This is a genomic window from Vogesella perlucida, from assembly GCF_979366545.1.
In genome coordinates this window covers 359,381-384,578 of sequence record NZ_CEETRO010000001.1, presented here as the reverse complement: position 1 = coordinate 384,578, position 25,198 = coordinate 359,381, and the positions used below count along the sequence as shown (strand labels likewise).

Annotated in this window: 23 protein-coding genes; 11 read left to right on the top strand and 12 right to left on the bottom strand. The window is 57.9% G+C overall.

Annotation, left to right across the window (positions count from 1 at the left end; all coding sequences use genetic code 11):
* Nucleotides 1-11: 11 nt before the first annotated feature.
* Together ACZ9XP_RS01825 and ACZ9XP_RS01820 are read right to left on the bottom strand one after the other, a co-directional pair.
* Nucleotides 12-1,688, bottom strand: a complete 1,677-nt coding sequence (locus ACZ9XP_RS01825) for a fused response regulator/phosphatase (RefSeq protein WP_147682385.1) — start codon at nucleotides 1,686-1,688, stop codon at nucleotides 12-14.
* A gap of 12 nt (nucleotides 1,689-1,700) precedes the next feature.
* Complete coding sequence (locus ACZ9XP_RS01820) at nucleotides 1,701-2,009, bottom strand: STAS domain-containing protein (protein ID WP_170253475.1); 309 nt, start codon at nucleotides 2,007-2,009, stop codon at nucleotides 1,701-1,703.
* A gap of 238 nt (nucleotides 2,010-2,247) precedes the next feature.
* Here ACZ9XP_RS01820 and ACZ9XP_RS01815 point away from each other — a divergent pair, with 238 nt between their 5' ends.
* Nucleotides 2,248-3,432 carry a methyl-accepting chemotaxis protein gene (locus ACZ9XP_RS01815; RefSeq protein WP_170253473.1) on the top strand — a complete coding sequence of 395 codons (1,185 nt, stop codon included), beginning with the start codon at nucleotides 2,248-2,250 and terminating at the stop codon, nucleotides 3,430-3,432.
* Between the two features lie 9 nt (nucleotides 3,433-3,441).
* Nucleotides 3,442-3,792: an Hpt domain-containing protein gene (locus ACZ9XP_RS01810; RefSeq protein ID WP_147682383.1), complete on the top strand. Its 351-nt coding sequence runs from the start codon at nucleotides 3,442-3,444 to the stop codon at nucleotides 3,790-3,792.
* On the opposite strand, the gene ACZ9XP_RS01805 is transcribed toward ACZ9XP_RS01810, so the two are convergent.
* From ACZ9XP_RS01805 to ACZ9XP_RS01760, 10 genes are all read right to left on the bottom strand, one after another.
* Nucleotides 3,777-6,560 (bottom strand): response regulator, encoded by a 2,784-nt coding sequence (locus ACZ9XP_RS01805; protein WP_147682382.1) that lies wholly within the window; start codon nucleotides 6,558-6,560, stop codon nucleotides 3,777-3,779. The two genes, ACZ9XP_RS01810 and ACZ9XP_RS01805, sit on opposite strands and share 16 nt — an antisense overlap.
* A gap of 88 nt (nucleotides 6,561-6,648) precedes the next feature.
* Nucleotides 6,649-7,353 carry a uracil-DNA glycosylase gene (locus ACZ9XP_RS01800; protein ID WP_240803346.1) on the bottom strand — a complete coding sequence of 235 codons (705 nt, stop codon included), beginning with the start codon at nucleotides 7,351-7,353 and terminating at the stop codon, nucleotides 6,649-6,651.
* A gap of 89 nt (nucleotides 7,354-7,442) precedes the next feature.
* Nucleotides 7,443-7,889, bottom strand: coding sequence for a ribosomal protein S18-alanine N-acetyltransferase (gene rimI, locus ACZ9XP_RS01795; protein ID WP_147682380.1), 447 nt, complete (start codon nucleotides 7,887-7,889; stop codon nucleotides 7,443-7,445).
* Nucleotides 7,882-8,520 (bottom strand): tRNA (adenosine(37)-N6)-threonylcarbamoyltransferase complex dimerization subunit type 1 TsaB, encoded by a 639-nt coding sequence (gene tsaB, locus ACZ9XP_RS01790; protein ID WP_147682379.1) that lies wholly within the window; start codon nucleotides 8,518-8,520, stop codon nucleotides 7,882-7,884. The genes rimI and tsaB overlap by 8 nt, the downstream gene beginning before the upstream one ends.
* A gap of 9 nt (nucleotides 8,521-8,529) precedes the next feature.
* Complete coding sequence (locus tag ACZ9XP_RS01785; protein ID WP_147682378.1) at nucleotides 8,530-9,747, bottom strand: EAL and HDOD domain-containing protein; 1,218 nt, start codon at nucleotides 9,745-9,747, stop codon at nucleotides 8,530-8,532.
* A gap of 10 nt (nucleotides 9,748-9,757) precedes the next feature.
* Nucleotides 9,758-11,698, bottom strand: a complete 1,941-nt coding sequence (locus ACZ9XP_RS01780) for a chemotaxis protein CheA (RefSeq protein ID WP_147682377.1) — start codon at nucleotides 11,696-11,698, stop codon at nucleotides 9,758-9,760.
* Nucleotides 11,699-11,746: 48 nt separating this feature from the next.
* Nucleotides 11,747-12,496, bottom strand: a complete 750-nt coding sequence (gene cheZ, locus ACZ9XP_RS01775; RefSeq protein WP_147682376.1) for a protein phosphatase CheZ — start codon at nucleotides 12,494-12,496, stop codon at nucleotides 11,747-11,749.
* Nucleotides 12,497-12,537: 41 nt separating this feature from the next.
* Entirely contained in the window at nucleotides 12,538-12,927 is a 390-nt protein-coding gene (gene cheY / locus ACZ9XP_RS01770; protein ID WP_147682375.1) for a chemotaxis response regulator CheY, read from the bottom strand.
* A 41-nt stretch (nucleotides 12,928-12,968) separates the two neighbouring features.
* On the bottom strand, nucleotides 12,969-13,904 hold the full coding sequence (locus ACZ9XP_RS01765) for a chemotaxis protein (protein WP_147682374.1): 936 nt from the start codon (nucleotides 13,902-13,904) through the stop codon (nucleotides 12,969-12,971).
* 37 nt (nucleotides 13,905-13,941) lie between these two features.
* The gene (locus ACZ9XP_RS01760) at nucleotides 13,942-14,883 is read right to left on the bottom strand and encodes a chemotaxis protein (protein WP_147682373.1); all 942 of its coding nucleotides are present in this window, start codon (nucleotides 14,881-14,883) and stop codon (nucleotides 13,942-13,944) included.
* A 127-nt stretch (nucleotides 14,884-15,010) separates the two neighbouring features.
* Here ACZ9XP_RS01760 and ACZ9XP_RS01755 point away from each other — a divergent pair, with 127 nt between their 5' ends.
* The 9 genes from ACZ9XP_RS01755 (at nucleotide 15,011) to cheD (ending at nucleotide 25,193) form a co-directional block, all read left to right on the top strand.
* A complete protein-coding gene (locus ACZ9XP_RS01755; protein WP_147682372.1) occupies nucleotides 15,011-16,228 on the top strand; it encodes a PAS domain-containing sensor histidine kinase in 1,218 nt (405 codons plus the stop codon).
* 10 nt (nucleotides 16,229-16,238) lie between these two features.
* On the top strand, nucleotides 16,239-16,544 hold the full coding sequence (locus ACZ9XP_RS01750) for an STAS domain-containing protein (protein WP_017507042.1): 306 nt from the start codon (nucleotides 16,239-16,241) through the stop codon (nucleotides 16,542-16,544).
* 240 nt (nucleotides 16,545-16,784) lie between these two features.
* On the top strand, nucleotides 16,785-17,129 hold the full coding sequence (locus ACZ9XP_RS01745) for a response regulator (RefSeq protein ID WP_240801272.1): 345 nt from the start codon (nucleotides 16,785-16,787) through the stop codon (nucleotides 17,127-17,129).
* Nucleotides 17,130-17,159: 30 nt separating this feature from the next.
* The gene (locus ACZ9XP_RS01740; protein WP_147682371.1) at nucleotides 17,160-19,385 is read left to right on the top strand and encodes a chemotaxis protein CheW; all 2,226 of its coding nucleotides are present in this window, start codon (nucleotides 17,160-17,162) and stop codon (nucleotides 19,383-19,385) included.
* Nucleotides 19,386-19,397: 12 nt separating this feature from the next.
* A complete protein-coding gene (locus ACZ9XP_RS01735; protein WP_147694713.1) occupies nucleotides 19,398-19,907 on the top strand; it encodes a chemotaxis protein CheW in 510 nt (169 codons plus the stop codon).
* A 15-nt stretch (nucleotides 19,908-19,922) separates the two neighbouring features.
* Entirely contained in the window at nucleotides 19,923-22,667 is a 2,745-nt protein-coding gene (locus ACZ9XP_RS01730; protein WP_147682369.1) for a methyl-accepting chemotaxis protein, read from the top strand.
* Complete coding sequence (locus ACZ9XP_RS01725; RefSeq protein ID WP_240803345.1) at nucleotides 22,652-23,521, top strand: CheR family methyltransferase; 870 nt, start codon at nucleotides 22,652-22,654, stop codon at nucleotides 23,519-23,521. The genes ACZ9XP_RS01730 and ACZ9XP_RS01725 overlap by 16 nt, the downstream gene beginning before the upstream one ends.
* Nucleotides 23,518-24,591, top strand: coding sequence for a protein-glutamate methylesterase/protein-glutamine glutaminase (locus ACZ9XP_RS01720; RefSeq protein WP_147682368.1), 1,074 nt, complete (start codon nucleotides 23,518-23,520; stop codon nucleotides 24,589-24,591). The genes ACZ9XP_RS01725 and ACZ9XP_RS01720 overlap by 4 nt, the downstream gene beginning before the upstream one ends.
* Nucleotides 24,591-25,193: a chemoreceptor glutamine deamidase CheD gene (gene cheD / locus ACZ9XP_RS01715; protein ID WP_147682367.1), complete on the top strand. Its 603-nt coding sequence runs from the start codon at nucleotides 24,591-24,593 to the stop codon at nucleotides 25,191-25,193. The genes ACZ9XP_RS01720 and cheD overlap by 1 nt, the downstream gene beginning before the upstream one ends.
* Nucleotides 25,194-25,198: the final 5 nt, after the last annotated feature.

Below are 25,198 nucleotides of genomic sequence, written 5' to 3'. Positions count from 1 at the left end.
CAAGCCGCGCCTTAGCGTAGTACGTATTCCACTTCCACACGGCTACCGTTTTCCAGATAGCGCACGCTGCGGCATAGCCGGTTTACCAGGGTGATGCCGCGCCCGTGCAGGGCGGTGTGGTCCGGCTCGCCGTGCAGGAAAGGCGTGGCATCAAAGCCTTGGCCACTGTCGTGAATGCAGAGTTTCAGAATGGGGAAGTCTTCGCCGGTAACATGCGACATGGCCACTTGTATCCAGCCGTGCTCCAGCCCGAACAGCTTGCCCGCACGTTTCATCAGATAGCTGGTGAAGCCGGTGCTGGAGTGCTTCTCGCTGGAGTCCAGCCCCAGTACGCCGTGGTCCAGCGCGTTGTTGAATAGCTCGGTCACAATGAGCAGCAGGTCGCTGAGCTGGCCTTCGGATAAGCCGATCTGGTTGAGCCAGCCCAGCAGGGTGGCCATGCCCAGCTCCTCGCGCAGCTCTTTGGGGCCAAAGTCCAGGCGTAGCTCCCAGTTGCTTAGCTGGGTAAACACCGTGCCCTGTGTGGCCGGTTTGGCCGGGCCGATACTGGCGGTGCAGGGGGCCAGCACCAGCGAGATGTCGTCGGCGTTTTCATGCCCGCCCAAGTGGGCGAGCACCTGTTCGCGTAGCGGGCCAATGGCTGGCTGGCTAGACGGGCTGGCCAGCATGCTGCACAGGGTATCCAGTGACAGGATATTGTCCTGTGCGCCTTTGGCTTCGGTCAGGCCATCAGAGCAGATCATCAGCCGGCCCGGTTCGGACCAGCGGTAGACATCGACGCCGGCATCAAAGTCCATATTGCGCAAAATGCCCAGCGGCGGGTTGCTGGACTGGAACTGTTTCTCGATCTGGCCTCGCTCGTTGATGAAAGCGGCAAACGGGATGCCACCATTCCACACCGTGACGGTTTTTTCCTGCGGGTTGATGGCAGCCAGTGTCGCGGCGACAAAGCGGCCAACCGGCAGGTGTTGCTTGAGCTTTTTATTGATCTCGCGCGCGATGGCGTTGATGCCAAAGCCTTTTTGCGTCATGGCATAAAACACCGTGGCCGCAGGCAGGCAGGCAATCGCAGCAGATAGCCCGTGGCCGGTACTGTCGGCCAGCATGATGTGCAGGGTGTCGGTAGGGGAACGCGCGGCGGTAATGATGTCACCACTGAACTGTACGGCAGGCTGGATCCATTGTTCTATGCCAGTCTGGCTACGATCGCCGTACAGGTTGTGCAGTACGTGTTCGGCCAGCTGTTGTTCCATCTCATTGCTGAGATAGTAGGCTTCCAGGCGCTGGGCATCCTGGCTGATACGCTGCTGCATGTCGGCGATGCGCGACATCACGCGGATCTTGGCGGTCAGCAGCTTGATGTCTACCGGCTTGGTCAGGTAATCGTCGCCGCCGGCGTCCAGGCCCGCCAGCATGTCTTCCTGTTCGATTTTACCGGTCAGGAAAATGATGGGAATCCAGCGCTTGTTAAAACGCTCGCGAATGCGACGGGTAGCCTCCAGGCCGTCCATCTGCGGCATGATGACGTCCATCAGGATCAGGTCTGGCAGCATGGTTTCGCAGCATGCCAGTGCCTGGGCACCATCCTCGGCGGTCACCACCTGGTGGCCCAGAGACTGAATCAGACGGCTTACTACAAGGCGGTTTACATTACTGTCATCGACTACCAGCACGTTCAGGGTTTGCATGTTGGCTGGCTTTCAGTCTATTTCAAAAAACTTGTCGAATTTGGCAATGGCGAAAATCTGGCGAACCACAGGTTTGGCATTGCTGATCAGCAGCCGTTGAATACGGCGCTCTTCTACCTGGTCGCGCAGCACCAGCAGCATGCCCAGCGCCGAGCTGTCCAGATGGTCTACTTCCATCAGGTTGATTTCTACCGACTTGACCCCCTGGTGTGCCAGCACGGCCTTGCAGGCATCACGAAATGCCCCATGTTGGGAAAAGTTGAAATGGCCGTGCACCTGGATGGTGGCCTCTTGCTCCCGGATATGGAAAGTGACAGACATGGTTGGCCTTTGCGTGGTTAGTCGTAGCGGCTGGCAAGGGTGGGTTGTATGCGGTATGGTTATTGTATGCATTAGCAAGGGTATTAACCAGCCTTATCGTGACGATAGTACGACCACTTATGACAGATACTGCGGGACGTGTCGTGCCATCTAGGCAATAAGCTGCGTCGCACTGCTTGCATGGTCTAATACTAGAAAGGATCACCGTGCTGTGCGGCAAATAATCAGAGGGGGGAGCATGTCTCACAAAAAGCAGGCCGTTTTGCTGGGCCTTGCACTGTTCGCCGTGCTGGCATGGCACTTGTCGGCAGCCTTGCTGGCACAGCAGGGATGGTTGGCCGCATGGCTGCATAGCGGGTTTACCGCCCTGGTGCTGTTGCTTGTCGGCTGGTGCATGCGGTCGGCGCGGTCGGTGCAGGCGCAGCAGCGTGATGAACAGGCAGAGGTGCGGGCGGCGTGGCAAGAGATTGAGCCGCTGTGGCTACAGCTACAGCAAGCGTATGCCGAGCAGTGCCAGCAGCTGGAAGGGCAGCTGCAAGAAGCTAACCGCTTGTTGCAAGAGGCCATCGGGGGCCTGCTGGACAGCTTTAGCAGCATTACCCGGCACGCCAAGGCACAGCAGCATATCGCCATTAGCATGATCGGGGCCGAGGAGGGGGGCGATAACCAGCATACCGCCAGCTTCGAGCGTTTTGCCCATGACACCAATGCCACGCTGGAAATCTTTGTGGAAAATACGCTGCGCACCAGCCAGGTGAGTATCGTGCAGGTCAACCACATGACCGAAATCGACGAAAAAATCCGCAGTGTGCACGCTTTCCTGGCGGATATTGACGGCATTTCCAAGCAAACCAATATGCTGGCACTGAATGCTGCCATCGAGGCGGCGCGTGCGGGTGAGGCAGGGCGCGGGTTTGCCGTGGTGGCCGACGAAGTCCGTGCCCTGTCGCTGCGTACGCATGATTTCAACGAGCAGATCAGCCAGACCATGCTGTCTGTACAGAAAATGGTGGAAGAAGCGCATGCCAGTATTGCAGCGCTGGCATCGCATGACATGAGTTATGTGCTGGAGGCCAAGATGCGTGTGCAGCACACCATGAGCCAGATCAACGAGCTGAGCCAGGGAATGGAAGAGGCGGTTACGCAACTGAACGGTATTGCCGGGCAGGTGGAGCACAGTACCAATGTGGCGATTACTTCCTTGCAGTTTCAGGACCGCCTGAGCCAGATGCTGGGCCGCGCCGGACAGTGTGTTTCAACACTACAGGCTTTGCAGCAACTGGCACCGCAGCTGCTGTCCGCATCGGGTAGTGGCGAGAAGCTGGCCGCCGTGCGCGAACAATGCCGTTTGCAATTGCAGGCCTTGCGTCAGCCACAGCAGGCCGAGGTGGCTGCCAGTCATCATGATATCGAATTGTTTTAGGATGTTTTTGTGAGCACGCTGCCGGATCTGGACTACCACGCTGCCTTGGACAATATGGCCGGCATGGTGGAGCTTTACCGCGAAGCCCTCGAGGCTTTTTTGCAAGAAGCCCCGCTGCTAATGCAACAATACCGCGCGCACTGGCTGGTGGGTGACTGGCCGGCGGCGCGGCGCGCGGCACATTCACTCAAGAGTGCTGCTGCTGTCATGGGCGCGCTGGCTTTGTCCCAAGCGGCCAAGGCGCTGGAGCAGCTTGCTGCCGCAGAGGGGCACGAGCAGGTGCCTGAGGCGGCGTGGCAGGCGTGTATGCAAGCCTGGCAGCGTTTTACCCAGGCGGTTGCCGTTTATTTTCCGGCCTGAGCTGCAGCAATGTGTCGTAGCAGCATGTCGCGCAGGTCTGCGATAGCAAAAGGTTTGCCGATATGGTCGTTCATGCCAGCGGCCAGGCAGTTGGCCCGGTCGTCGTGCATGGCATTGGCCGTCATGGCAATAATCGGTAGTTGCGCTTCCCCCAGGGTTTGCCGGATTTCCCGTGTGGCGGTCAGCCCATCCATGACTGGCATTTGCAGGTCCATCAGAACCGCATCGTAGCGCGGGTTCATGTTGGCTACGGCATGCACGGCCAGTTCACCGTTTTCTGCAATATCGATTTGCGCCCCTTCTTTGCTGAGCAAGCCTTTTGCCACCAGCCGGTTGGTCACATTGTCTTCCACCAGCAGCAGCCTCAGCCCGGCGAGCGGGGCACTTGGCGGTGGTGCAATATCGACAGCGGGCGCTGCCTCCTGCTGATTGGCCAGCGGGGTGAACGGTAACTGATCGACGGTTTCTTTCAGCATGCTCTGGGTGAGAGGCTTGACCAGAAAGCCCGCCAGCAAGCTGCGCTCGCGGTCGGACTTGGCGGCCAGCATATCGCGCCCGTGGGCGGTGACCATCACTATTTGTACCTGGCTGTCGTAGCGGCGTAGTTCACGGCAGCTGGCCCAGCCGTCCAGGCCCGGCATTTGCCAGTCGATCAAGACCAGTTGGTACGGTAGCGGTTTGCCCCCCAGGCTTGCCAGCATGCTGACCAGCTGTTCGCCGCTTTCCAGGCAGCTGGCGTGCCAGCCTAGCTGAGCCACCATGGCAGCGGTGGCTTCACGCGCAACGGGATTGTCATCCACGATCAATACCGACAGGGCACTACCGACAGGGATGACGGGTTGTTCGTTCAGGGCGGGCGGTACGGCCAGGGTAAGCTCAAAGCTGAAACAGCTACCTTTGCCGGGTTGGCTTTCTACACGGATGTCGCTGCCCATCAGCTGGACCATGCGCTGGCTGATAGCCAGCCCCAGCCCAGTGCCGCCGTAACGGCGGGTGGTGGACGTTTCTGCCTGGCTAAAGCTGTGAAACAGCTTGCCCAGCTGCTCGCTGCTGATGCCGATGCCGGTGTCTTGAACGCTGAACAGCAGGGTAACGTTTTCCCGGGTGCGGGCTTGCTGTGTGATGCGGACGAGTACTTCGCCGGCCTCGGTAAATTTGATGGCATTGCCGGCCAGGTTGAGCAGCACCTGCTGCAGCCGCATAGCGTCGCCGGTGAGCCAGGGGGGGATTTTGGCATCCACATTGAAAATGAGCTCAAGCGGCTTGTTCAGGCTGGTTACCGACAGGATCACCGACAAGTTGTGCATAAGCTGGTCCAGGCGAAACGGCTGCAGGTCCAGTGTCATTTTGCCGGCTTCTACCTTGGAAAAGTCCAGGATGTCATTCAGCAAGCCCAGTAGCGAGCGTGCGGCGGCTTCGGTCTTGTCTACGTAGTCTTGCTGCTCTGCCGCCAACGGTGTGTGCTGCAATAGCTGCAGCAGGCCCAGTATGGCGTTCATCGGTGTGCGGATTTCGTGGCTCATATTGGCCAGAAAACGGCTTTTTGCCTGGCTGGCTTGCTCAGCCTGATGTTTGGCTTCTTGCAGCGATGCCTCGTGCAGCTTGCTGGCGGTAATGTCACGGCGGATCGATACGTAGCGTTCTATGCCACCCTGGGTATTCATGAAAGGGGCGATGATGCTGTCTACCCAGTACAGGCTGCCGTCTTTGCGGCGGTTGCAGACATCGCCGCGCCAGGGTTGGCCGCGTGCCAGTGTCTGCCACATGTCTTGCCAGAAAGCGGGCTCGTGTACGCCGGCGTTCAGTAGCCTGTGATCCTGGTTCAGCAACTCGGGCAGGGTATAGCCACTGATGTCGGTAAAGGCTTGGTTGGCGCTGATTATATGGCCCTGAGGGTCGGCAATGGACACGATGAAATGCTGCTGGATGATGTCGTGTACGGTCTGGGTTTCCAGCAGCGCGCTATGCAAATCCCCCTGGATGGCTTCTTGCAGGGTGATATCACTTTCAATGGCCATGAAGCCTTCCAGGCGCTGGTGTTCGTCGTGCAGCGGCTGGATTTCCAAGGCTACCCAGTAGTCGCGGCCCGACTTGTCCCGGTTCAGCAGCTTGCCTTGATAAGGTTGTTGCTGCGCCAGTGCCTGGCTGATACGCGCGATTACCTCGGGGTCACTATCCGGTGACTGCAGCAGTTTGCCGGGCTGCAAGCCCAGTACCTCTTGCAGCGTGTAGCCGGTTAGCCGGGTGAAGCCTTCGTTTACCCAGGTAATGCGCCTGTCGGTGTCGGTAATCACGATAGCGTTTGTGGTATGCCGGGCTACCTTGGCCAGCAAGGCCAGGTCTTTCGTCATGCTGGCGGCCAGTGCCTCTGCCTGTTGTTTGTTATGCAGTAGTAGCCAGCTGGCCAAGCCTGCCAGCACGCTCATGACAAAGCCGGCGATAGCAACGATGGCAAGTGTGTCACGGTTGATACCGGCTGCGACTAGCAGCAGACCTGACAGCGTGACGCCAATACTGATGAACTGAAGATGCGAAGCACGTAGCGAGGTGGCGTCGCCGGGGTATTCACGCAAGCGAGCAGTGATACGCCATGTCAGCAACGGGGTGGCCAGCAGGGTCAGCAGCAGGCCGTCGAGCAGTGCGGCGGGTACTTGGCCCAGCCCAGAGGGGAAGGCCTGCTGCAACAGTATGGTTGCCAGCCTGGCGGTGCTGAGGATCAGCAGAACCTCCATCAGCACCTGCAGATAGAAGGTGGTTTTCTTCTGCATGACATTGGCCCCGCTAGCTGTATGGATATATCGATATACTAGCGTATGCCATGCCGGTGGTGTACGGGGCCGGCAGTATTTTGCAGCTTTAGCCGGCCAACTGGCATTTTACCTGGTGCCAGTCTTGCCAGGCTTTGGCTTTCTCACCGGGGCTACGCAGCAGGTAGGCCGGGTGAAAGGTCACCAGCAAAGGATGGCCTTGCACATGGTGCAGTTGCTTGCGCAGTGTGCTGATCGGTGCCTGGCTATTGAGCAGGGTGTGGGCCGCAAAGCGGCCGAGTGCCACAATCAGGTCGGGTTTGACGGAGTCGATTTGCCACTGCAGATAGCTGGCGCAGCTGGCTATCTCGGCGGGGGCCGGGTTGCGGTTGCCTGGCGGGCGGCATTTCACCACGTTACAAATATAGACATCTTGCTCGCTGTGGATCCCGGCTGCGGCCAACATGTTTTCCAGTAGTTGGCCGGCTTTGCCGACAAAGGGCAGCCCTTGCCGGTCTTCCTGTTCGCCGGGGGCTTCACCAATAATCAGCAGGCGTGCCTTTGGGTTGCCACGGCCAACGACAACATTGTGACGCGTTCTGGCCAGCTCGCAGCGCTGGCAGGCAGCCACGCGGGCATGCAGACTGTCCCAGTCTTGTATCGGCAGGACATCAGGCAGCTTGGCTTGCAGGGGAGCCTCGTTTACTTCAACCGTGGTCGGTTCGGCAGCGGGGGCTGTGCTGGCCAGGGCGGCCGCGCGTGGGGGCGTGGCGACAGTGGCGACGGCGGCCGCTTCGGCTGGGGGTGTGGCCAAGTTTACAGGGCTGTCCTGTATCCCGGGTTCGCCACGGGGCCGCCATAGCGGGCTAAGGCCCATTTCGTGCAGGACAAACGCACTGCGGCTCATAGGGTAGCTTTCATCAGGATGGCATCTTCACGGCTGCCATCGGCATGGCGGTAGTAAGCCTTGCGCGTGCTGTACGGGATAAAGCCGGCACGCTGATAAAGCTGCAGGGCAATGCGGTTACTGGCACGTACTTCAAGAAACAGGCAGCTGGCCCCCTGTTGTCGTGCCTGCTGCTGTACGAAGCGCAGTAGTTGGCCACCCAAACCTTGCCCTTGGTGGCTGCCGTGGATAAAGAAGTTCTGTATATGCGCCTCGTCCAGCACCTGCATCAGCACCGCGACACCTAGCAGTACATTACCTTCCTGCATGAGCCAGACGGTGTCGTGCTCACTCTCAAGAGAGCCGGCATACAGTGTGCTGCTCCACGCGTGGGGCGTACTGTCGGCTTCGGCGCTGGCCAGCCGATGGGCGTCTGCCAGCTGGGCGCGGGTAAACTCAGCCACGTTTCTGCTCGCGTTGCTCGCTGGCGGTCAGGGCGATTTTGTTGCGTACGTACAGCAGGTCTGCACTCATGCTGGCCGGGTAGCGGGCAGGGTTTTCCTGGTATAGGGCGATATAGTCGCTGGCTTGTGGCACGACATGGCAGGCAGGCAAGTCGTGCGGGGCCAGCAAGTTGACGGCATCACCTGCAACGGCAGTGATGTCATCCAGCTGGACTTGTTCAGCTTTTATAACGCTGATTTCACCATGACACTGGCCCTGCAGGTAGTGTGCCGCGTATACCTCGCCCATGCGGGCATCGATGACAGCCAGTCCGCTCCCTTGCGGCAAACTGCGGGCAATGGCGTCCAGCGTAGGGATACCGATGACCGGCAAACCGGCGGCCGTGGCAAGGCCCATGGCGATACCCGCTGCGATACGCAGGCCGGTAAAGGCCCCTGGCCCTTGGCCGAACAGGATGGCATCCAGCTGAGTCAGACCGACGCCGTTGTCGCTTAACAGCTGGTGGATGGCTGTCAGGGCATGGTCGGAGTGACCTTGTTTAACACTATGGTGCTGGCTGCTTATCCCGTGAGGGGTGGAGAGTGCGACGGACAGGTTCTGGTTCGAGCAATCGATGGCAAGTAAATTCATCAGGGTAAGTCAAAGTCCGAGTTCTTCTACCCAGGCCAGGGCAGAGGTGTGAAGCTGGTTCAGCTGATCCGGTGACAGGGACAGCTGGTAGGCCAAATTAGGCAGCGACGGGTCACCCGCTTCCAGTGCCATGGTCAGGCGGAATAACAGGCTCAGGCCACCTGTCTGGTCTGCCAGCACTTGGTGGATTTCTGCCGGCAGGCTGATGTGCTCCAGAATGGTTGACATGGGCATGTCAAAGATGACATCCAGCAGCGAGAACATGCCTGCAATAAAAGCATTATCACAGTGTTCTGTGGTAAAGCCGGTTTCTTGTGCCAGCACTTCCATCAGGCGTGCGCGAATCACGGCGGTTTTTTGCAGTGCCGGGGCCAGATGGTTGCTTTCGTTGCTGGTCACCAGTAACAGTGTTAGCCAGCGGTATAGCTTTTGGTACCCCAGCACGGTCACGGCATGGCTAAACGAGCTGATGGTGGTATTCAGGCCCGCGGCAGCAGAGTTGACATAACGCAGCAGCTTGAACGACAGGGCAACATCGGTTTTCAGTACCGCTTCGATTTCGCGTACTGGCGCGTCGGCGCGCAGCAGGTTCAACAGTTTGAGCGTATTGGCGAACGAGGGGTGAATCACTTTCGCGGAAAGCGTTTCCGGCCGCGCAAAGTAATAGCCCTGGTAACCATCCATACCCAGGTCACGGCACAGATGGTAGTGCTGATAGGACTCGATGCGTTCGCCAATGCGGATCACCGGATAGCTGCGCAGCCTGGCTGCCTGTGTCTGGAACTGGTGGGGTGTCTGGCTTTGCACGTCCAGTTTGACATAGTTGGCCAGCTCCAGCAGGGCAGCAGATGGCGCGTCAAAGGAAAAATCGTCCAGTGCAATGCCAAAACCCAGCGAGCGCAGGTAGCGTACGCGCGATACAACTTCGTTGGTGGGTTGAATGTTGGCCGCTAGGTCCAGCACCACGCGGCGCGGTGGCAACAGCTCAAGGAAGTCACTGGTCAGCATGGCTTCGCCGACATTAATGAAGGCGAGTTTGTTACCAATCAACCAGTTGGTGCCCATATTGTTCAGGGCATTCACCAATACCTGGGTGTCTGCCTCCAGAGGGGCGTGTGGGGTGGCGCTAGCGGCATCGTCGGCACGACGAAAAAGCAGCTCATATCCAATGAGCTGCTGATTCCTGTTCAGTACAGGCTGACGTCCCAGAAAGGCGGATGTCGACATTGTAATTTTCTTAGTAAGAGAAGTTGTCTGCGTTTCTCAGCATGATGCTGCCGTTGGCTGAGGAATCCATCTGGCCTGCCAGCAGGTCTTCCATGTCCAGAACCAGTACCACCGATCCGTCACCAGACAGCGTGGCACCCGCTACGCCTTTCGGACGGATATTCTGCAGTGGCTTGATCACCACGTCGTCGCGGCCAACAAAAGAATCTACCGCCAGGATGAACGATTTCTCTGCGGATTGCATCAGCACGCCAAAGTTCGGCTTTTGCGTAGGCTGCCAGTTCAGCAGGCCCGACAGGGTTTTCAGCGGCAGGATTTCGTCGCGCACCACGATAGTGGGGCGGCCGGAGACTTCCTGAATGGCTGTGGTGTCGATCGGAATGATCTCGCGCACCATGGCCAGCGGTACCGCAAAAGGCTGGTTGCAGGCACGAACAACCAGTACCGGCAGAATCGCCAGGGTCAGCGGCAGCGAAATGCTGATGCGTGTGCCTTCACCCTGGATGGAGTTGATGTCGATACGGCCATTCAGTTTCTGGATGTTGGTGCGTACCACATCCATGCCCACACCACGCCCGGACACGCTGGAAATCTGGTCTTTGGTGGAGAAACCTGGCAGGAAAATCAGCTGCAGGCACTGCTTCTCGTCCAGCGAGTTGGCAGTCTCGGCATCGATCAGGCCTTTGGCAATGGCTTTGCGGCGCAGTACCTCGGGGTTCATGCCTTTGCCGTCATCGGTAATCTCGATAACGATGTGGTCGCCTACCTGTTCGGCAGTCAGCTCGATCAGCGACTGCGGCTTTTTGCCTATGGCAATACGCTCGTCAGCGGACTCTACACCGTGGTCAACGGCGTTGCGCACCAAGTGCACCAGCGGGTCGTTCAGATCCTCGATCATGGTCTTGTCGAGTTCTGTTTCTTCACCGGTAATCACCAGCTCGACTTCTTTGCCCAGCTGTCGTGCCAGGTCTCGTGCCAGGCGCGGGTACTTCTGGAACAGACGGCCGATCGGCTGCATGCGCGTTTTCATTACCGCGTTTTGCAGATCGCTTACCAGCAGGTCCAACTGGCTGATGGCTTCATCCAGCGAGCGCAGCGTGTTGGTCTCCATATTGCCCTGGAGAATCTCGGTACGCAGCGTGGTGAGGCGGTTTTTGGTGAGGCCGATTTCGCCTGACAGGTTCAGCACTTGGTCAAGGCGAACGGTGTCGATGCGGATGGTGTTTTCCTGGCCGGAAATCGAGCCGCCAGTCGAGGGGGCCGGTTTGTTTTGTGGCTTGGGTGCAGCCGGAACAACGGCGGCAGGGGCCTGGGCTACCGGTATCAACTCGGCCGGCGCGGTTTCCACGACCATGGTGGCGGCAGCGGCCATATCCACGGCCGCGGCAGTTGGCACATTGACGGCAGCCGCGGGCTGCTCAGTACCGGTAACCGCCTGATGCAGGGCTTCCCAGTTAGGCTCATTGCTGTTCACTGCTTGGGTCGGTGCCGGGGCTGGCGCCTGTACCTGCACTACCGGTGCGACTGGCGCGGCGGCAGGTGCCTTAACGGCGGCCAGATTGCCCGCAAGCGCAGCATCGAGTGCGGCCAACATGGCTGGATCCGGGTTTGGCGGAGGCAAGCCTTGGGACAGTACGGTGAACATGTCACGCACTGCGCCGGTAGCATCCAGAATCACGTCCATCAGTTCGGAGGACAGACCCAGCTCGGAGTTGCGCAGCTTGTCGAACAGGTTTTCTGTCCGGTGGCAGATCGTCACCATCGGTGCGACATTCAGGAAGCCCGCACCACCCTTGATGGTATGGAAACCGCGGAAGATATCATTGAGCAAGGCGCGGTCATTCGGCCTTTTTTCAAGTTCTACCAGCTTGTTATCCACATCGGAGAGTAGCTCGGTCGACTCGAGTAAGAAATCCTGCAGAAGTTCTTCCATTCCGGCGAAGTCGCTCATTTTTGCTTCCTTTGTATGTCGACTTAATGCGTGTTCTTGGAGTATGACCTAGAAACCAAGACTATCCAGCAAATCATCTACTTGCTGCTGGTTGGTTACTACATCGGTGCGGCCATCGGGGTTCACCACCGGGCCATTCAGCAATTCTGTGTTCAGCTCCAGCTTGCGCTCGGCAGGCAGGTACTCGATCAGTACGGTCAGCAGCTCGGACTCCAGCGTTTTGACCATCTCCATCACTTTTTTGATGACCTGGCCGGTCAAGTCCTGGAAGTCTTGCGCCATCACGATTTCCAGCAACTGGTTACTGGTCGCTTCGGTTTGTTTTGGCACCAGCGCCAGGTAAGTACGGGTGTCCTGTGCGAGCGTTTTGAATTCCTCGGTGGACAGCTTGTTGGCGTAGAGCAGTTCCCAGCGCTGATTCAGCTGGTCTGCACGTGCTTGCAGGTCGTCCTGGATCGGCTTGGCAATGTCGGTGGCATTCAGCACGCGCTCTGCCGCATTGGCGGTCAGGGTGGCAATGTAGCCCAGGCGATCTTTGGCGTCCGGAATGGCATCGGCTACACGCTCCAGCGATTTGTCGTAGCCCAACTCGCGCAGGGTGTCGTGCAGTTTGCGAGTCATCTGCCCGATCTGCGCATACATGCCCATGACTTGCTCTTGTGACATTTCTGCTTGTGCACCTGCGGCGGCAGGTGCACTGGATACAGCGTCATCACTGCGTTGCTGGGTAGCTGCAATGCTGTCAAAAAGTGCTTCCAGTTCTGGAGAGTCGCCACTTTCAAGAAGGTGATCAGACACGATTACTCCTCCTCAACCGCTCTATGTTCGCGATGTAGATGTTATTTGTTTAGGTTCTGGAAGATTTTGTTCATCTTTTCTTCCAGAGTGGCGGCAGTAAACGGTTTGACGATGTAGCCGCTAGCGCCTGCAGTAGCTGCTTCAATGATGTTTTCGCGCTTGGCTTCTGCGGTAATCATCAAGAAGGGCAGGTGTTTCAGTTGCGCATCGGCACGGACAGCACGCAGCAGCTCGATGCCCGTCATGTTGGGCATGTTCCAGTCGGATACGATGAAGTCAAAATGCTGTGTTTTCAGCTTGTGTAGCGCAACCTGGCCGTCTTCGGCTTCATCCACGTTGGTGAAACCGAGTTCTTTCAACAGGTTGCGTACGATACGTCTCATGGTGGAGAAGTCATCCACCACGAGGAAACGGAGGTTTTTATCTGCCATTGGCGTTGTCCTGACCAAGTATTGGTGTTTAACCCGCTATTTTAGCGTTGCAGGAACGGAATTAAAGTATCTGCGAGGATTGCGGGGTCAAATTTTGCAACATAGGCATCTACGCCGACGCTGGTGCCCATGGCGCGGTTGGCGTTGGACGACAGGGACGAGTGCATGACAACCGGTATGCCATTGAAGCGATGGTCGGATTTGATCAGCTTGGTCAGTACGTAACCGTCCATCTCTGGCATTTCTGCATCCACCAGAATCAGTTTCAGTGTGTCGTGCAGGTTTTCGTTGTCCGACCAGTTGCGATTGGCCAGTACCTGCAGTTTGTCCCAAGCTTCTTTGCCGTTGTTTGCCTGGTGATACTTCAGGCCCATTTTGTCCAGCACGCTGCTGATTTCTTTACGTGCCACGACCGAGTCATCCACAAAGAAGACGTACTGGTCTTGTTCCAGTGCAGCGGTCGGAATATCCGGTACGCGCGTTTCGCCCACTACACTGGCCAGAATCTGTTCTACGTCCAGAATGGAGACCAGCTTGCCGTCTTCCAGCTCGGTCACCGCCGTAATCAGCGTTTGCTGCGTGGTGCTCATCACGTTTTCCGGCGCACGCACCTTATCCCAGTCTACGCGGATGATGCGGTCTACCGAGTCCACCAGGAAGGCCTGGGTGCTCTTGTTGAACTCGGTCACGATCATGGTGCCGTAGGTGGTGGTGTCGGTTTCACAGCCAATGAACTTGGCCAGCGAGATCACCGGGATGATGTTGCCGCGCAGCGACAAAACACCTTCCACACCAAAGGGCATGTTGGGGGTGCGGGTGATGAACGGGGTTTGCGATACTTCGCGTACCTTGAATACGTTGATACCGAACGTTTCCCGTGTTCCCAGCGAGAACAGCAGGATTTCCATTTTGTTTGACCCCGCCAGCTTGGTGCGGGCGTCGACACTGGCCAGAAGGGATGCGTCAGATGCTGCCATGGCTATTCCTTGTTTTTCCAGAGATTATTCAGGTAGCTCAGATTTTCAGCATCTCGCGAATTTTCATCGAGAGCTTCTGCGGTTCAAACTTGGACACATAGGCGTCCACCCCTACCGACTCGCCCAGTTTCTGGTTGGACTGACCCGACAGCGACGAGTGCATCAATACCGGGATACCGGCAAAGCGCGGATCCGACTTGATCATCTTGGTCAGCATATAGCCATCCATTTCCGGCATTTCCACATCGGTCAGTACCAAGTGCACGATGTCGCAGAGCTTGCGGCCCGCCAGGTCAGCCTGGTTTGCCATGCGCTGCAGGTCGTCCCAAGCGCGCATGCCGTTGATGGAATACGCGTACTTCACCTGCATGGCCTGGAAGGTGCGCTCGATCTGCTTGCGGGCAACGGCAGAATCGTCGGCAAAGTACACCATGCGCTCTTCTTTTAGTGGCTCGATGTTCACGAACTGGTGCTCGTCGCCGTACATCGCGGTTTCGGCCAGAACCTTTTCCACATCCATCATCATCACCAGGGTGCCGGCATCCAGCTCGGTGACCGCGGTGACCAGACCACCCATGCGGTTGGTGATCATGTCTGGCGGCACGCGCATGGCGGCCCAGTCCAGGCGCAGGATGGTGTCTACCGCCTCTACCAGAAAGCCTTGGGTATGACCGTTATATTCGGTCACGATCATGATTTCCGGTCGTTTGTCCGAAATGATGCCAGCGTACTTGGCCAGGTCAATGACAGGAACCAGGCTGCCGCGCAGACTCACCATGCCTTCCACCGAGGCCGGCATTTCCGGTGCCGAGGTGATTTCCGGTGTGCGCATCACTTCCCTGACCTTGAACACGTTAATGCCAAAGGTCTCCTTGCGGCCTGTGCGCTGGTCTACGCCTAGGGAGAAGAGAAGGATCTCCAGTTTGTTAGTGCCGGCCAGCTTGGTGCGGGCATCAATTTTTTTAAGTAGTTCAGACACGGAAACCTCCGGAGGTTGGCTGTCGTTCAACGTGGTCACTGACAATACTATTCATACTCTGTCCGCGGAAAAAGGCTAGGGCAAGTTTGTTTGCCCTGGTACATCGGCAAGATGCCGCGGATGTCTCTTGTCCATTATCATACTGTTCAAGCATGTTTTACAAATGGATGTGTCGCATCTGAATGGGGTTTTACGAATGAAAGCAGACGAAGGTCAACTTCGCAGCGCGCTGGAACACTTCAATAGTGTGACGGATGACCTGATTCAGGCTTATCAGCTGCTGGAAGCTCAGGTCGCCGAGCTCAATGTGAAACTGCAGCTTGCCAATGATGAGCTGGTTGCCAAGTCTGCGGCCAACGAGCAGTTGGCCGCACGCTTGTCCACCTTGCTGCAGGTGATGCCAGCCGGGGTAGTGGAGCTGGACGATGCCGGCCATGTGGTGGCGTTAAATGCGGCTGTGCGTGGCTGGCTGCCGGATGTGCAATGCGGCCAACCCTGGCTGCTGAGCGACCACTTTCACGAGAGCGAGCGGGACGGTGTCTATGTGCATCGCCAGGATGCCCTGCAGTTTTTTACCGTGGTGGCTTGTCCGCTCCCTGGCGCGGGTTCGTTTTTGTTGCTGGTGGACGTCAGTAATCTTCACCAGCTGCACCAGCAGCTGGCACAGCAGGAGCGGCTGGCAGTGATGGGGCGCATGGCCGCATCGCTGGCGCACCAGATTCGTACACCTCTGGCGACGGCCCTGTTGTATGCGGCCAACTTGCAGCGTGATGATTTGCCGGCAGAGGGCCGTAGTCGTTTTGCCGGTAAGGTGATGAACCGCCTGCAGGCGCTGGAGGTATTGGTGCAGGATATGCTGCGCTTCGTGCGTGTCGGCCCGGTGCGGGATGGGACTGAGGCCATTCGTTTATCATCAGTTCTGGCGGAGCTGGAGGCCATCATTCAGGTGCAGCTGGCTAGCAAGCAGCTGCAGTGGCAGCCAAGCATAGGTGAGGATGCCATCGTGTCGGGTGGGCGTTCCGATCTGCTGGGGGCGTTGGTGAATTTGCTGGAAAATGCCTGTGAGCACGCGCCAGCGTCATCCAGGGTGGTGCTGGAGGCGGAATTATTAGGTAATTTTTACGTCATCCGGGTAATTGATCAGGGCGCAGGTGTGCCCGAGCAGGTAGAATCCCAGATCTTTGATCCCTTCTTTACCACAAGGGCAAATGGCACTGGTCTTGGCCTTGCCATTGTCAAACGGGTGGTCGAGGATATGAAAGGGTCAATTACGTACAAGCGTGATGACCGGGGCACGGTTTTCGAGCTGCAGCTACCGGTTGTGCAACCGATACAAACAACTTGATGAGGAATGTATGAAGCCCATCGTGAAGGTAGAAGGCAAGACAGGGATTATCTTGCTGATTGGCCAGTTTGATTTCAATGTTCACAAAGATTTCCGTGCCGCCAGCCAGGAGTTGCTGGAGAACCCGGATGTCAGCAGTATCGATGTTAACTTTGAGCAGGTACCTTATCTGGATAGTTCTGCATTAGGCATGCTGCTGCTGCTGAAAGAGCGTGCAGGCGCAGCGGGTAAAGACCTGGCACTGGTGAACTGCAAGGATACCGTTCGCCAAGTGCTGGAAATTGCCTGCTTCACCAAGCTGTTTACCATTCGTTGACCCTGATTCGCCCTGCGTTGCTTGCCTGCCTGGCCGGCGAGGCAGCCAGGGGCGCTGTCATCAGGCAGCTTGCGATGCGATCTGTTAGATGCGTACAGTTTTATGCATGACATTGACTAAAGTGGCATGCATGGGCTAATACGTATAGAAACATGGTGGCTTCGCAGGCTTTTTCGTTTAAATTGTGTGCATACTTAATCTAGATGGATTGCTGAGTCTATGGCTAAAAGAATTCTAACGGTGGACGACTCCGCCTCGATTCGCCAAATGGTCGCCTTTACCCTGAAAAGTGCCGGCTATGAAGTTGTCGAGGCTTCCGATGGCAATGCCGGGCTTTCCAAGGCGCAAGCAGGGCAGGTTGATCTGGTGCTCACCGACCAGAACATGCCCGGCATGGATGGGCTGACACTTATCCGCTCGCTGCGCCGCCTGCCAAACTATGCCTCTGTTCCCATCCTGATGCTGACGACCGAGTCCAGCGATCAAATGAAGGCCCAAGGCCGTGCCGCCGGTGCTACCGGTTGGCTGGTCAAGCCCTTCGACCCCCAGAAACTGGTAGACGTTGTACGCCGCCTTGTTGGCTAACCATCAGAAAATCATTCTCAGGGGGCGTCCATGACTTTTGACATGTCGCAGTTTCATCAGGTGTTCTTCGATGAGACTGCAGAACACTTAGTCAATATGGAATCGCTTCTACTGGCGATTAACGTACAGCAGCCCGAGTCCGAAGACCTCAATGCCATTTTTCGTGCAGCCCACTCCATAAAAGGGGGCGCCGCCACCTTCGGTTTCAGTGATCTGGCCGAGTTGACGCACGTGCTGGAAAACCTGCTCGACAAGGTGCGCAAGAACGAGCTGCCGCTGAGTCGGGACATTGTTGATGCGTCCTTGCTGTCCGGTGACTTGCTGAAGGAAATGCTGGCATTTCACCGTGGTGACGAGCCGGTAGATGAGGCGCGCATTGCTGTACTCAAGCAAAAGCTGGAGCAGTTGTCAGTCCCCGGTGCGGCTGCCGTGCCCTCCGCGCCTGTGGCGGCACCGGCGGTCGCCGCTTCTGGCCGTTTGCATATTGAAATTTATCCTCCCGTCGCCATGGCGGTGGAAGAGCTATGGCAACGCCTGGCGGCACTGGGTAGCCTGCAGATCATGCAGGCACTGGACGAGCAAGCCGATCCGGTGATTCCCGCGCTGGCGGTGCTTACGACAGCATCGCCTTGCGATGATGTCGTCGAGATGCTGGCTTTTCTGTTGCCACCCGAGTCATTCAAGGTGGTAGAAGACATCACGGTAGAAGATGACGGCGTCGGTTTCTTCTCGCTGCCTGCGCTGGCACCTGCCGGTGATATCGCGTTTGAAGAAGACGGTTTCGGCCTCTTTGCCCCCTTGCCAGCCAGCACTGCCAGTCCAAACGCTGACATTGCCTTTGAAGAAGACGGCTTTGGCTTGTTTGCACCCTTGCCGGCAGCCACCGCCAGCAGCAAACCCGGCGTTGCCTTTGAAGAAGATGGCTTCGGCCTGTTTGAGCCACTCGTGGCAGCCCCGGCGGCGGCACCCGTACCCGCCGCACATCATGCGCCCAGTCCGGCAAAAGAGCCCGTTCGTGCCGAACCGCGGGCGGCGACAGCGGGTGCTGCAACAGCGGGCGAGAACTCCATTCGTGTCAGCACCGATAAAGTCGATTTGCTGCTCAACCTGGTCGGGGAGCTGGTCATTACCCAGTCCATGCTGATGCAGTATGGCTCGGGGCTGGACTCGGTCGAGCACGAAAACCTGCTGAACAGCATCTCGCTGTTACAGCGTAATTCGCGCGAGCTGCAAGAGGCGGTGATGTCTATCCGCATGATGCCCATCGCGTTTGTATTCAACCGCTTCCCGCGTGTGGTGCGGGACCTGGCCGGCAAGCTGGACAAGCAAGTCGAGCTGAAAATGGTGGGTGAGAATACCGAGCTGGACAAAGGCTTTATCGAAAAGCTATCCGACCCGTTAACCCACCTGGTACGTAATAGCCTGGACCACGGCATCGAGTCGCCCGAGCAGCGCCGTGCCAAAGGTAAGAAAGAAACCGGCCTGCTGACCCTGCGTGCCTTCCATGAAGGGGGCAGCATCGTCATTGAGGTGACCGACGACGGTGCCGGTCTGCGCCGTGACAAGATCCTGTCCAAGGCACGTGAAAGCGGGCTGCCGGTATCCGATACCATGAGCGATACCGAGGTGTGGGCGCTGATTTTCGAGCCGGGTTTTTCTACCGCCGCCGAGGTCACCGACGTGTCTGGCCGTGGCGTGGGCATGGACGTGGTGCGCAAGAATATCGTCGCCATGGGTGGCCGTATCGATATCAGCAGCATGGTGGACATTGGTACCACCATGACCATTCGCCTGCCGCTGACCCTGGCCATCATGGACGGCATGTCCATCAAGATTGCCGATGAAACCTATGTTTTGCCACTGAACTACATTCTGGAGTCGCTGCAGCCCAAGCCCAGCGAGGTCAAGACTATCGCCGGGCGTGGCCAGGTGGTGAGTGTGCGTGGCGAGTATCTGCCGATCGTCAGTGTGGCGGAGTATTTCTCTATCGATGCCCCGGCATCGCAGCCGGACAAGTCCATTCTGATCATTGTGGAATCCAGTAGCCAGAAGGTGGCGCTGATGGTGGACGAGCTGCTGGGGCAGCAACAATTTGTGGTGAAAAACTTGGAAGCCAACTACCGCAAGGTAGAAGGGTTGTCCGGTGCCACCATCATGGGGGATGGCCGCGTCGCGCTGATTCTGGATGTGGCGGCGATTGTCCGCATGAATTTACAAAAGGCGCACGGTGAAATACTCACGGCGCAGCTTCATTAACAGGTGCTAGTAATGGGTGTTGCCACCATGGACGCGAACAACAGCAGTGATACCGACAAAGCCCGGCGTGAATACCTGGTGTTTGCGCTGGGTAAGGAAGAATACGGTATCGATATTCTGAAGGTACAGGAAATCCGCGGCTACGACGCGGTAACACGCCTGGCCAAGTCGCCCAGCTTTATCAAAGGCGTGATCAATCTGCGCGGGCACATCGTGCCCATTGTGGATATGCGTATCAAGTTTGATGTGGGTAACGTTATCTATAATGACTTTACTGTGGTCATTATCCTGAACGTGCTCAACCGCACTGTTGGTATGGTCGTGGACGGGGTGTCGGATGTGATCGAGCTATCCGGTGATGATATTCGCCCGGCGCCGGAGTTTGGTGCCGTGATGAATACCAACTACATCCAGGGCCTGGGGGTAGTGGGGGAGCGCATGATCATCATGGTAGATATCGAAAAACTGATGAGCAGTGACGAGATGGCGTTGATGGATGCGGCTGTTGCGGCCAACGTTTAACACAGGGGAAAAGGCATGAAAGTCAAACAGTTACTGGTTATCGGGTTCGGCGTGCTGCTGGCCCTGATTGCCGCATCGTCTATCCTGGCGGTTCTCCGGCTGCAGACCATTATCGAAAGTGGTGCGGAAATCACCGAGAACCACATGCCGCGTGCCAACGCGGTGAACAAGATCGTGGACAATATTAATGGTACGGCACGTGGTGTGCGTACCGCTCTGCTGGCAGACGATCCACAGATTGGCGCTTCGCAAGTGAAAGAGCTGGATGAACAGCTCAAAAACATTGATGCCGCCTTGGAGGTGCTGAAACAGCGTCCGCCGGAAGATGAGTCGGTTGCCATGCAAGCCAGTCTGGTCAAGGCCGATCAGGAATACCGTGCCAAGCTGCGTCAGTTTACTGCCTTGTTCAATGCCGGTCAGTTGCCCGAAGCCAAGGCTTTCCTGTTTTCGCATCTGCGTGACGCCCAGAAAGCCTACCTGAGCGCTGTCGAGGCGCTGGTTGCCTACGAAGAAGGCATGGCACAGGAGCACGGGGTTAGCCTGCAACATGATGCCAATACTTCATTGCTGATTACCGAGGGTTTCCTGGTCGCGTCTCTTGTGATCGGCTTGCTGGCTGCCTACCTGATTGGTCGCTCATTGTTCCGCGTCATTGGTGGTGAGCCGTCCGACGCGACCAAACTGATGCAAGAGCTGGCTAGCGGCGAGGTGACCAGTACCCTGCAGGTTGCCGACAAAGACACCAGCAGCCTGTTCTACTACATCAAGCAGGCGGCTGATAAAGCCATCGAGAACATCCGCATTCGCAACGCACTGGACGCAGCAGCGACCAATGTGATGATTGCCAACGCCGATAACATCGTGGTGTACGCCAACCGCGCTGTAGCGGACATGCTGCAAAACGCAGAGGCCGATATCAAGAAAGAGCTGCCAGGCTTTAGCGCTCGCGACCTGGTAGGCAGCAATATCGATGGCTTCCACAAGCGCCCGGAACACCAGCGCAGCATGCTGGCCAGCATGCGCTCGCCGCACAAAGCCACCATCCAGGTGGGGGTGCGTACCTTTGTCCTGTTCGTGACCCCGATCATGAACAAACAAGGCGCCGCCCTGGGTACCGTGGTGGAGTGGCAGGACATTACCGAGCAGCTGAAGCGCGAGGCGCTGGAGCAGCAAAAACGCGAAGCCGACCTGCGCATGCTGGAAGAAAATACCCGTATCCGCAAAGCGCTGGACAATGTGTCGTCCAACGTGATGATTGCCGACAACGACCGCAACATCATCTACCTGAACCGCAGCGTACAAGACATGCTGCAAGTGGCCGAGCACGACATCAAGCGTGTCCTGCCAAACTTTGACGCCCGCAAACTGCAGGGCGCCAATATGGATGTCTTCCACCGTAATCCTGCGCACCAGCGCGGTTTGCTAGAGGCACTGAAAACCACCCACACCAGCCAGATCAGCGTGGGCGGCCGTACCTTCCGCCTGATTGCCAACCCGGTGTTCAGTGATAGCGGTGAGCGCATCGGCTCGGTAGTCGAGTGGGCCGACCGTACCGAAGAAGTGCGTGTAGAAAAAGAAGTGTCCGAAGTGGTGGGTGCTGCGGCCAACGGTGACTTTAGCCAGCGTATTCCGCTGGACGGCAAAACCGGCTTCTTTGCCACCTTGTCTGGTCAGGTCAACCAGCTGCTGGACGTGTCCAGCCGCGGCCTGAACGACATTGCCCAGGTACTGTCCGGCCTGGCTGCCGGCGACCTGACCCGTACGATAGAAGCCGAATACGAAGGCATGTTCGGCCAGCTGCGTAACGATACCAACCTGACGGTGGCACGCCTGAAAGAGATCGTTGGCAACATCAAGGAAGCGACCGACGCTATCAACACGGCAGCGCAGGAGATTTCTGCCGGTAACGTGAACCTGTCCAGCCGCACCGAGCAGCAAGCCGCCAGCCTGGAAGAAACCGCTTCCAGCATGGAGGAAATCACCAGCACCGTGAAACAGAACGCCGAGAACTCGCGCAAGGCCAATAGCCTGGCGGTGGGTGCCTCCGACATTGCCTCGCGCGGTGGTGTGGTGGTGGGCAAGGTCGTTTCCACCATGAACGAGATCAACGAGAGTGCCACCAAGATCGTGGACATCATCAGCGTGATCGACGGCATTGCCTTCCAGACCAATATCCTGGCGCTGAACGCGGCAGTAGAAGCCGCCCGCGCCGGCGAACAAGGCCGCGGCTTTGCCGTGGTGGCCAGCGAGGTGCGCAACCTGGCACAGCGCTCGGCGGCGGCTGCCAAGGAAATCAAGGGCCTGATTGGCGATTCGGTAGAAAAAGTGGAATCCGGTACCCGTCTGGTAGACGAGGCGGGCCGCACCATGGAAGAAATCGTGTCGTCCATCCGCCGCGTGACCGACATCATGAGCGAAATCTCGGCGGCCTCCATCGAGCAGAGCTCGGGTATCGAGCAAGTGAACCTGGCCGTGAGCCAGATGGACGAAAACACGCAGAAAAACGCCGCCCTGGTGGAAGAGGCCGCTGCTGCTGCCGAATCGCTGGAAGAGCAGGCGTCCAATCTGCGCGATGCCGTGGCCATCTTCAAGCTGGACCAGCTAGGCGCAGCGGCCAGCCTGCGCAAACCGGAACGCAAGCCGCAAGCCAGCGTGCTGGTGCACCAGCCGGCAGCGCCGGTGCGTAAGGCCCTGCCTGCCATGAACCACCAGGCGGTGCGCCCGGCCGCCACGGATGAAGGCGAGTGGGAGGAATTCTGAGCACCGCCAGCGATAAGGAAAGCATCTTTGCGCGGGATCTTCATTTTTCCGATGAAGATTTCCGCATCATCCGCGAGCTGCTTTACGACAAAACCGGTATTGCCCTGAGTGCGGTAAAGAACCATATGGCCTACGCCAGGCTGGCCAAGCATGTGCGCCGCCTGGGCGTAGCCAATTTTACCGACTATCTGGCCCTGCTGCGCTCACCGGAAGGGGAGCACGAGTGGGAGCACTTCATCAATGCGCTTACCACCAACCTGACCTCGTTTTTCCGCGAGCAGCACCACTTCGATATCCTGCACCAGCACGCCCTACAGCACGCGGATCGTGGTGACGCCTACCGCGTGTGGAGCTCTGCTTCGTCTACCGGTGAAGAGCCTTATTCGATCGCCATGACGCTGGATCCGGCGGTAAGGTCGGGTAATTATCATATCGTTGCGTCAGATATCGATACCAATGTCTTGAAAAAGGCTGCCGGAGGGGTGTACGCTCTGGACAGGATCGCCAAGCTGAGCGACCAGCAGCTCAAGCAGTTCTTTCTGCGCGGGCGCGGTCAGAACGAAGGCATGGTCAAGATCAAGTCCGGTTTGATGCGCAATATGGAGTTTCGCCAGATCAACCTGGTAGACCGCAACTGGCCGCAGCTTGGCATGTTTGATGTCATCTTCTGCCGCAATGTGCTGATCTATTTCGACAAGCCCACGCAAGCCGGGATCCTGGAGCATTTTGCCCAGTACCTGAAACCGCACGGCCTGTTGTTGCTGGGGCATTCCGAGAATATCCAGCATATTACTGATACCTTTTCGCCCTGCGGCAAGACGGCTTACCGCCTGGCGAGTGGAAAAACACCATGAGCACGGAGCGCAAGATACGCGTGGTAGTGGTTGATGATTCGGCGCTGATACGCGAGCTGCTAGGCAAGATCATCAATGAGCAACACGATATGGAAGTGGTGGCGTTTGCCCCCGATCCGGTTGCCGCACGCGAGCGTATCCGTGAAACCAACCCGGATGTGATCACCCTGGACGTGGAAATGCCCAAGATGGACGGCCTGGAGTTCCTGCGCCGTCTGATGAGCCTGCGGCCAACCCCTGTACTGATGATTTCCTCCCTCACCGCCAGTGGCTCGGAAACCGCCTTGCGGGCGCTGGAGCTGGGCGCGGTGGACTGTATTGCCAAACCACAGCTGGACATCAGCCGCGGCATGCTGGATTACGCCGAGAAAATCTGCGAAAAAATCCGTATGGCTGCTGGGGCGCATGTGCGCTTGCCGCCGCGGTTTATCCAGCGGGATAGCAAGCCGGCTGCGCCGCGCACGCAAACGGCTATCCTGCGCCGCGATGCCATCATTGTGGTGGGGGCCTCCACCGGCGGTACCGAAGCCCTGCGCGAGTTCTTGTCGGCGCTACCGGCCGATACCCCGCCGGTGTTGGTCGTGCAGCACATGCCGGAAAATTTCACCCTGTCGTTTGCGCGCCGCCTGGATCAAAGCTGTGCCATGTCGGTGTGCGAGGCCACCGACGGCCAGCCGATACTGCCCGGCCATGTGTATATCGCGCCAGGGCATTCCCACCTTAGCCTGCGCAAGGTGGCCAGTGGTTTCGTTACCGAGCTGGGGCAGGGTGAGCCGGTAAACCGCCACCGCCCGTCGGTAGACGTGCTGTTTGACTCTGCGGCCAACCTGCTGGGCAAGCGTGCTGTCGGCGTAATTCTGACGGGTATGGGGCGCGATGGCGCGGCAGGCATGTTGCGCATGCGCGAAGCCGGTGCGTTCAATATTGGCCAGGATCAGGCGTCTTGCGTGGTGTATGGCATGCCACGTGCTGCGTTTGAAGTCGGCGCGGTACACGAGGTCGCCCCGCTGGATAAAGTGGCGGAACGCGTACTGGCCTACCTGGCTGGCAAAACCATGCGGGAGGCCTGATGACGACTGCCGGTACCGCACATCATCGATATTTCGATAAAAGTTTCAACCGCGCGGCGGCCAAGCTACTGCCTGGCGAATACGAAGCCTCCGGCGACGGGCTGCTGCTGGTTACCGTGTTGGGCTCCTGTGTGTCGGCCTGCCTGCGCGACCGCAAAACCGGTATCGCCGGCATGAACCATTTCATGCTGCCAGACCAGGGCAGCAGTAATAGCGACCGCCTGATGCCGGCGCGCTTTGGCACCCACGCTATGGAGCTGTTGATCAACGACATGCTCAAGCTGGGCGCCAACCGCAGCACACTAGAGGCCAAGGTGTTTGGTGGCGGCAACGTGATTGCCGGTATGACCACGGTGAATATCGGTCAGCGCAATGCCGGTTTCGTGCGCGCTTTTCTGGCGCAGGAAAACATTCCCATCGTGGCCGAAGACCTGGGGCTGGATATCGCGCGCAAGATCTACTTTTTTACCGATACCGGCAAGGTGATGGTGAAAAAGATCAACCCGCAGCAAACCCTGGTGCAGGAAGAAGAAAGCTACCGCCGCCGTATCGACCGCGATACCGAGCAAAAGCACGGTGGCGATATCGACCTGTTCATCTAGCCCTG

Excerpts from the sequence above, each read along its gene's own strand:
- ACZ9XP_RS01805 (WP_147682382.1), bottom strand. The coding sequence starts at position 6,560 with ATGCAGAAGAAAACCACCTTCTATCTGCAGGTGCTGATGGAGGTTCTG.
- cheY (WP_147682375.1), bottom strand. The coding sequence starts at position 12,927 with ATGGCAGATAAAAACCTCCGTTTCCTCGTGGTGGATGACTTCTCCACC.
- ACZ9XP_RS01785 (WP_147682378.1), bottom strand. The coding sequence starts at position 9,747 with ATGTCGACATCCGCCTTTCTGGGACGTCAGCCTGTACTGAACAGGAAT.
- ACZ9XP_RS01730 (WP_147682369.1), top strand. The coding sequence starts at position 19,923 with ATGAAAGTCAAACAGTTACTGGTTATCGGGTTCGGCGTGCTGCTGGCC.
- ACZ9XP_RS01720 (WP_147682368.1), top strand. The coding sequence starts at position 23,518 with ATGAGCACGGAGCGCAAGATACGCGTGGTAGTGGTTGATGATTCGGCG.
- ACZ9XP_RS01820 (WP_170253475.1), bottom strand. The coding sequence starts at position 2,009 with ATGTCTGTCACTTTCCATATCCGGGAGCAAGAGGCCACCATCCAGGTG.
- cheD (WP_147682367.1), top strand. The coding sequence starts at position 24,591 with ATGACGACTGCCGGTACCGCACATCATCGATATTTCGATAAAAGTTTC.
- ACZ9XP_RS01740 (WP_147682371.1), top strand. The coding sequence starts at position 17,160 with ATGACTTTTGACATGTCGCAGTTTCATCAGGTGTTCTTCGATGAGACT.
- ACZ9XP_RS01750 (WP_017507042.1), top strand. The coding sequence starts at position 16,239 with ATGAAGCCCATCGTGAAGGTAGAAGGCAAGACAGGGATTATCTTGCTG.
- ACZ9XP_RS01780 (WP_147682377.1), bottom strand. The coding sequence starts at position 11,698 with ATGAGCGACTTCGCCGGAATGGAAGAACTTCTGCAGGATTTCTTACTC.
- ACZ9XP_RS01815 (WP_170253473.1), top strand. The coding sequence starts at position 2,248 with ATGTCTCACAAAAAGCAGGCCGTTTTGCTGGGCCTTGCACTGTTCGCC.
- ACZ9XP_RS01765 (WP_147682374.1), bottom strand. The coding sequence starts at position 13,904 with ATGGCAGCATCTGACGCATCCCTTCTGGCCAGTGTCGACGCCCGCACC.
- ACZ9XP_RS01825 (WP_147682385.1), bottom strand. The coding sequence starts at position 1,688 with ATGCAAACCCTGAACGTGCTGGTAGTCGATGACAGTAATGTAAACCGC.
- tsaB (WP_147682379.1), bottom strand. The coding sequence starts at position 8,520 with ATGAATTTACTTGCCATCGATTGCTCGAACCAGAACCTGTCCGTCGCA.
- ACZ9XP_RS01735 (WP_147694713.1), top strand. The coding sequence starts at position 19,398 with ATGGGTGTTGCCACCATGGACGCGAACAACAGCAGTGATACCGACAAA.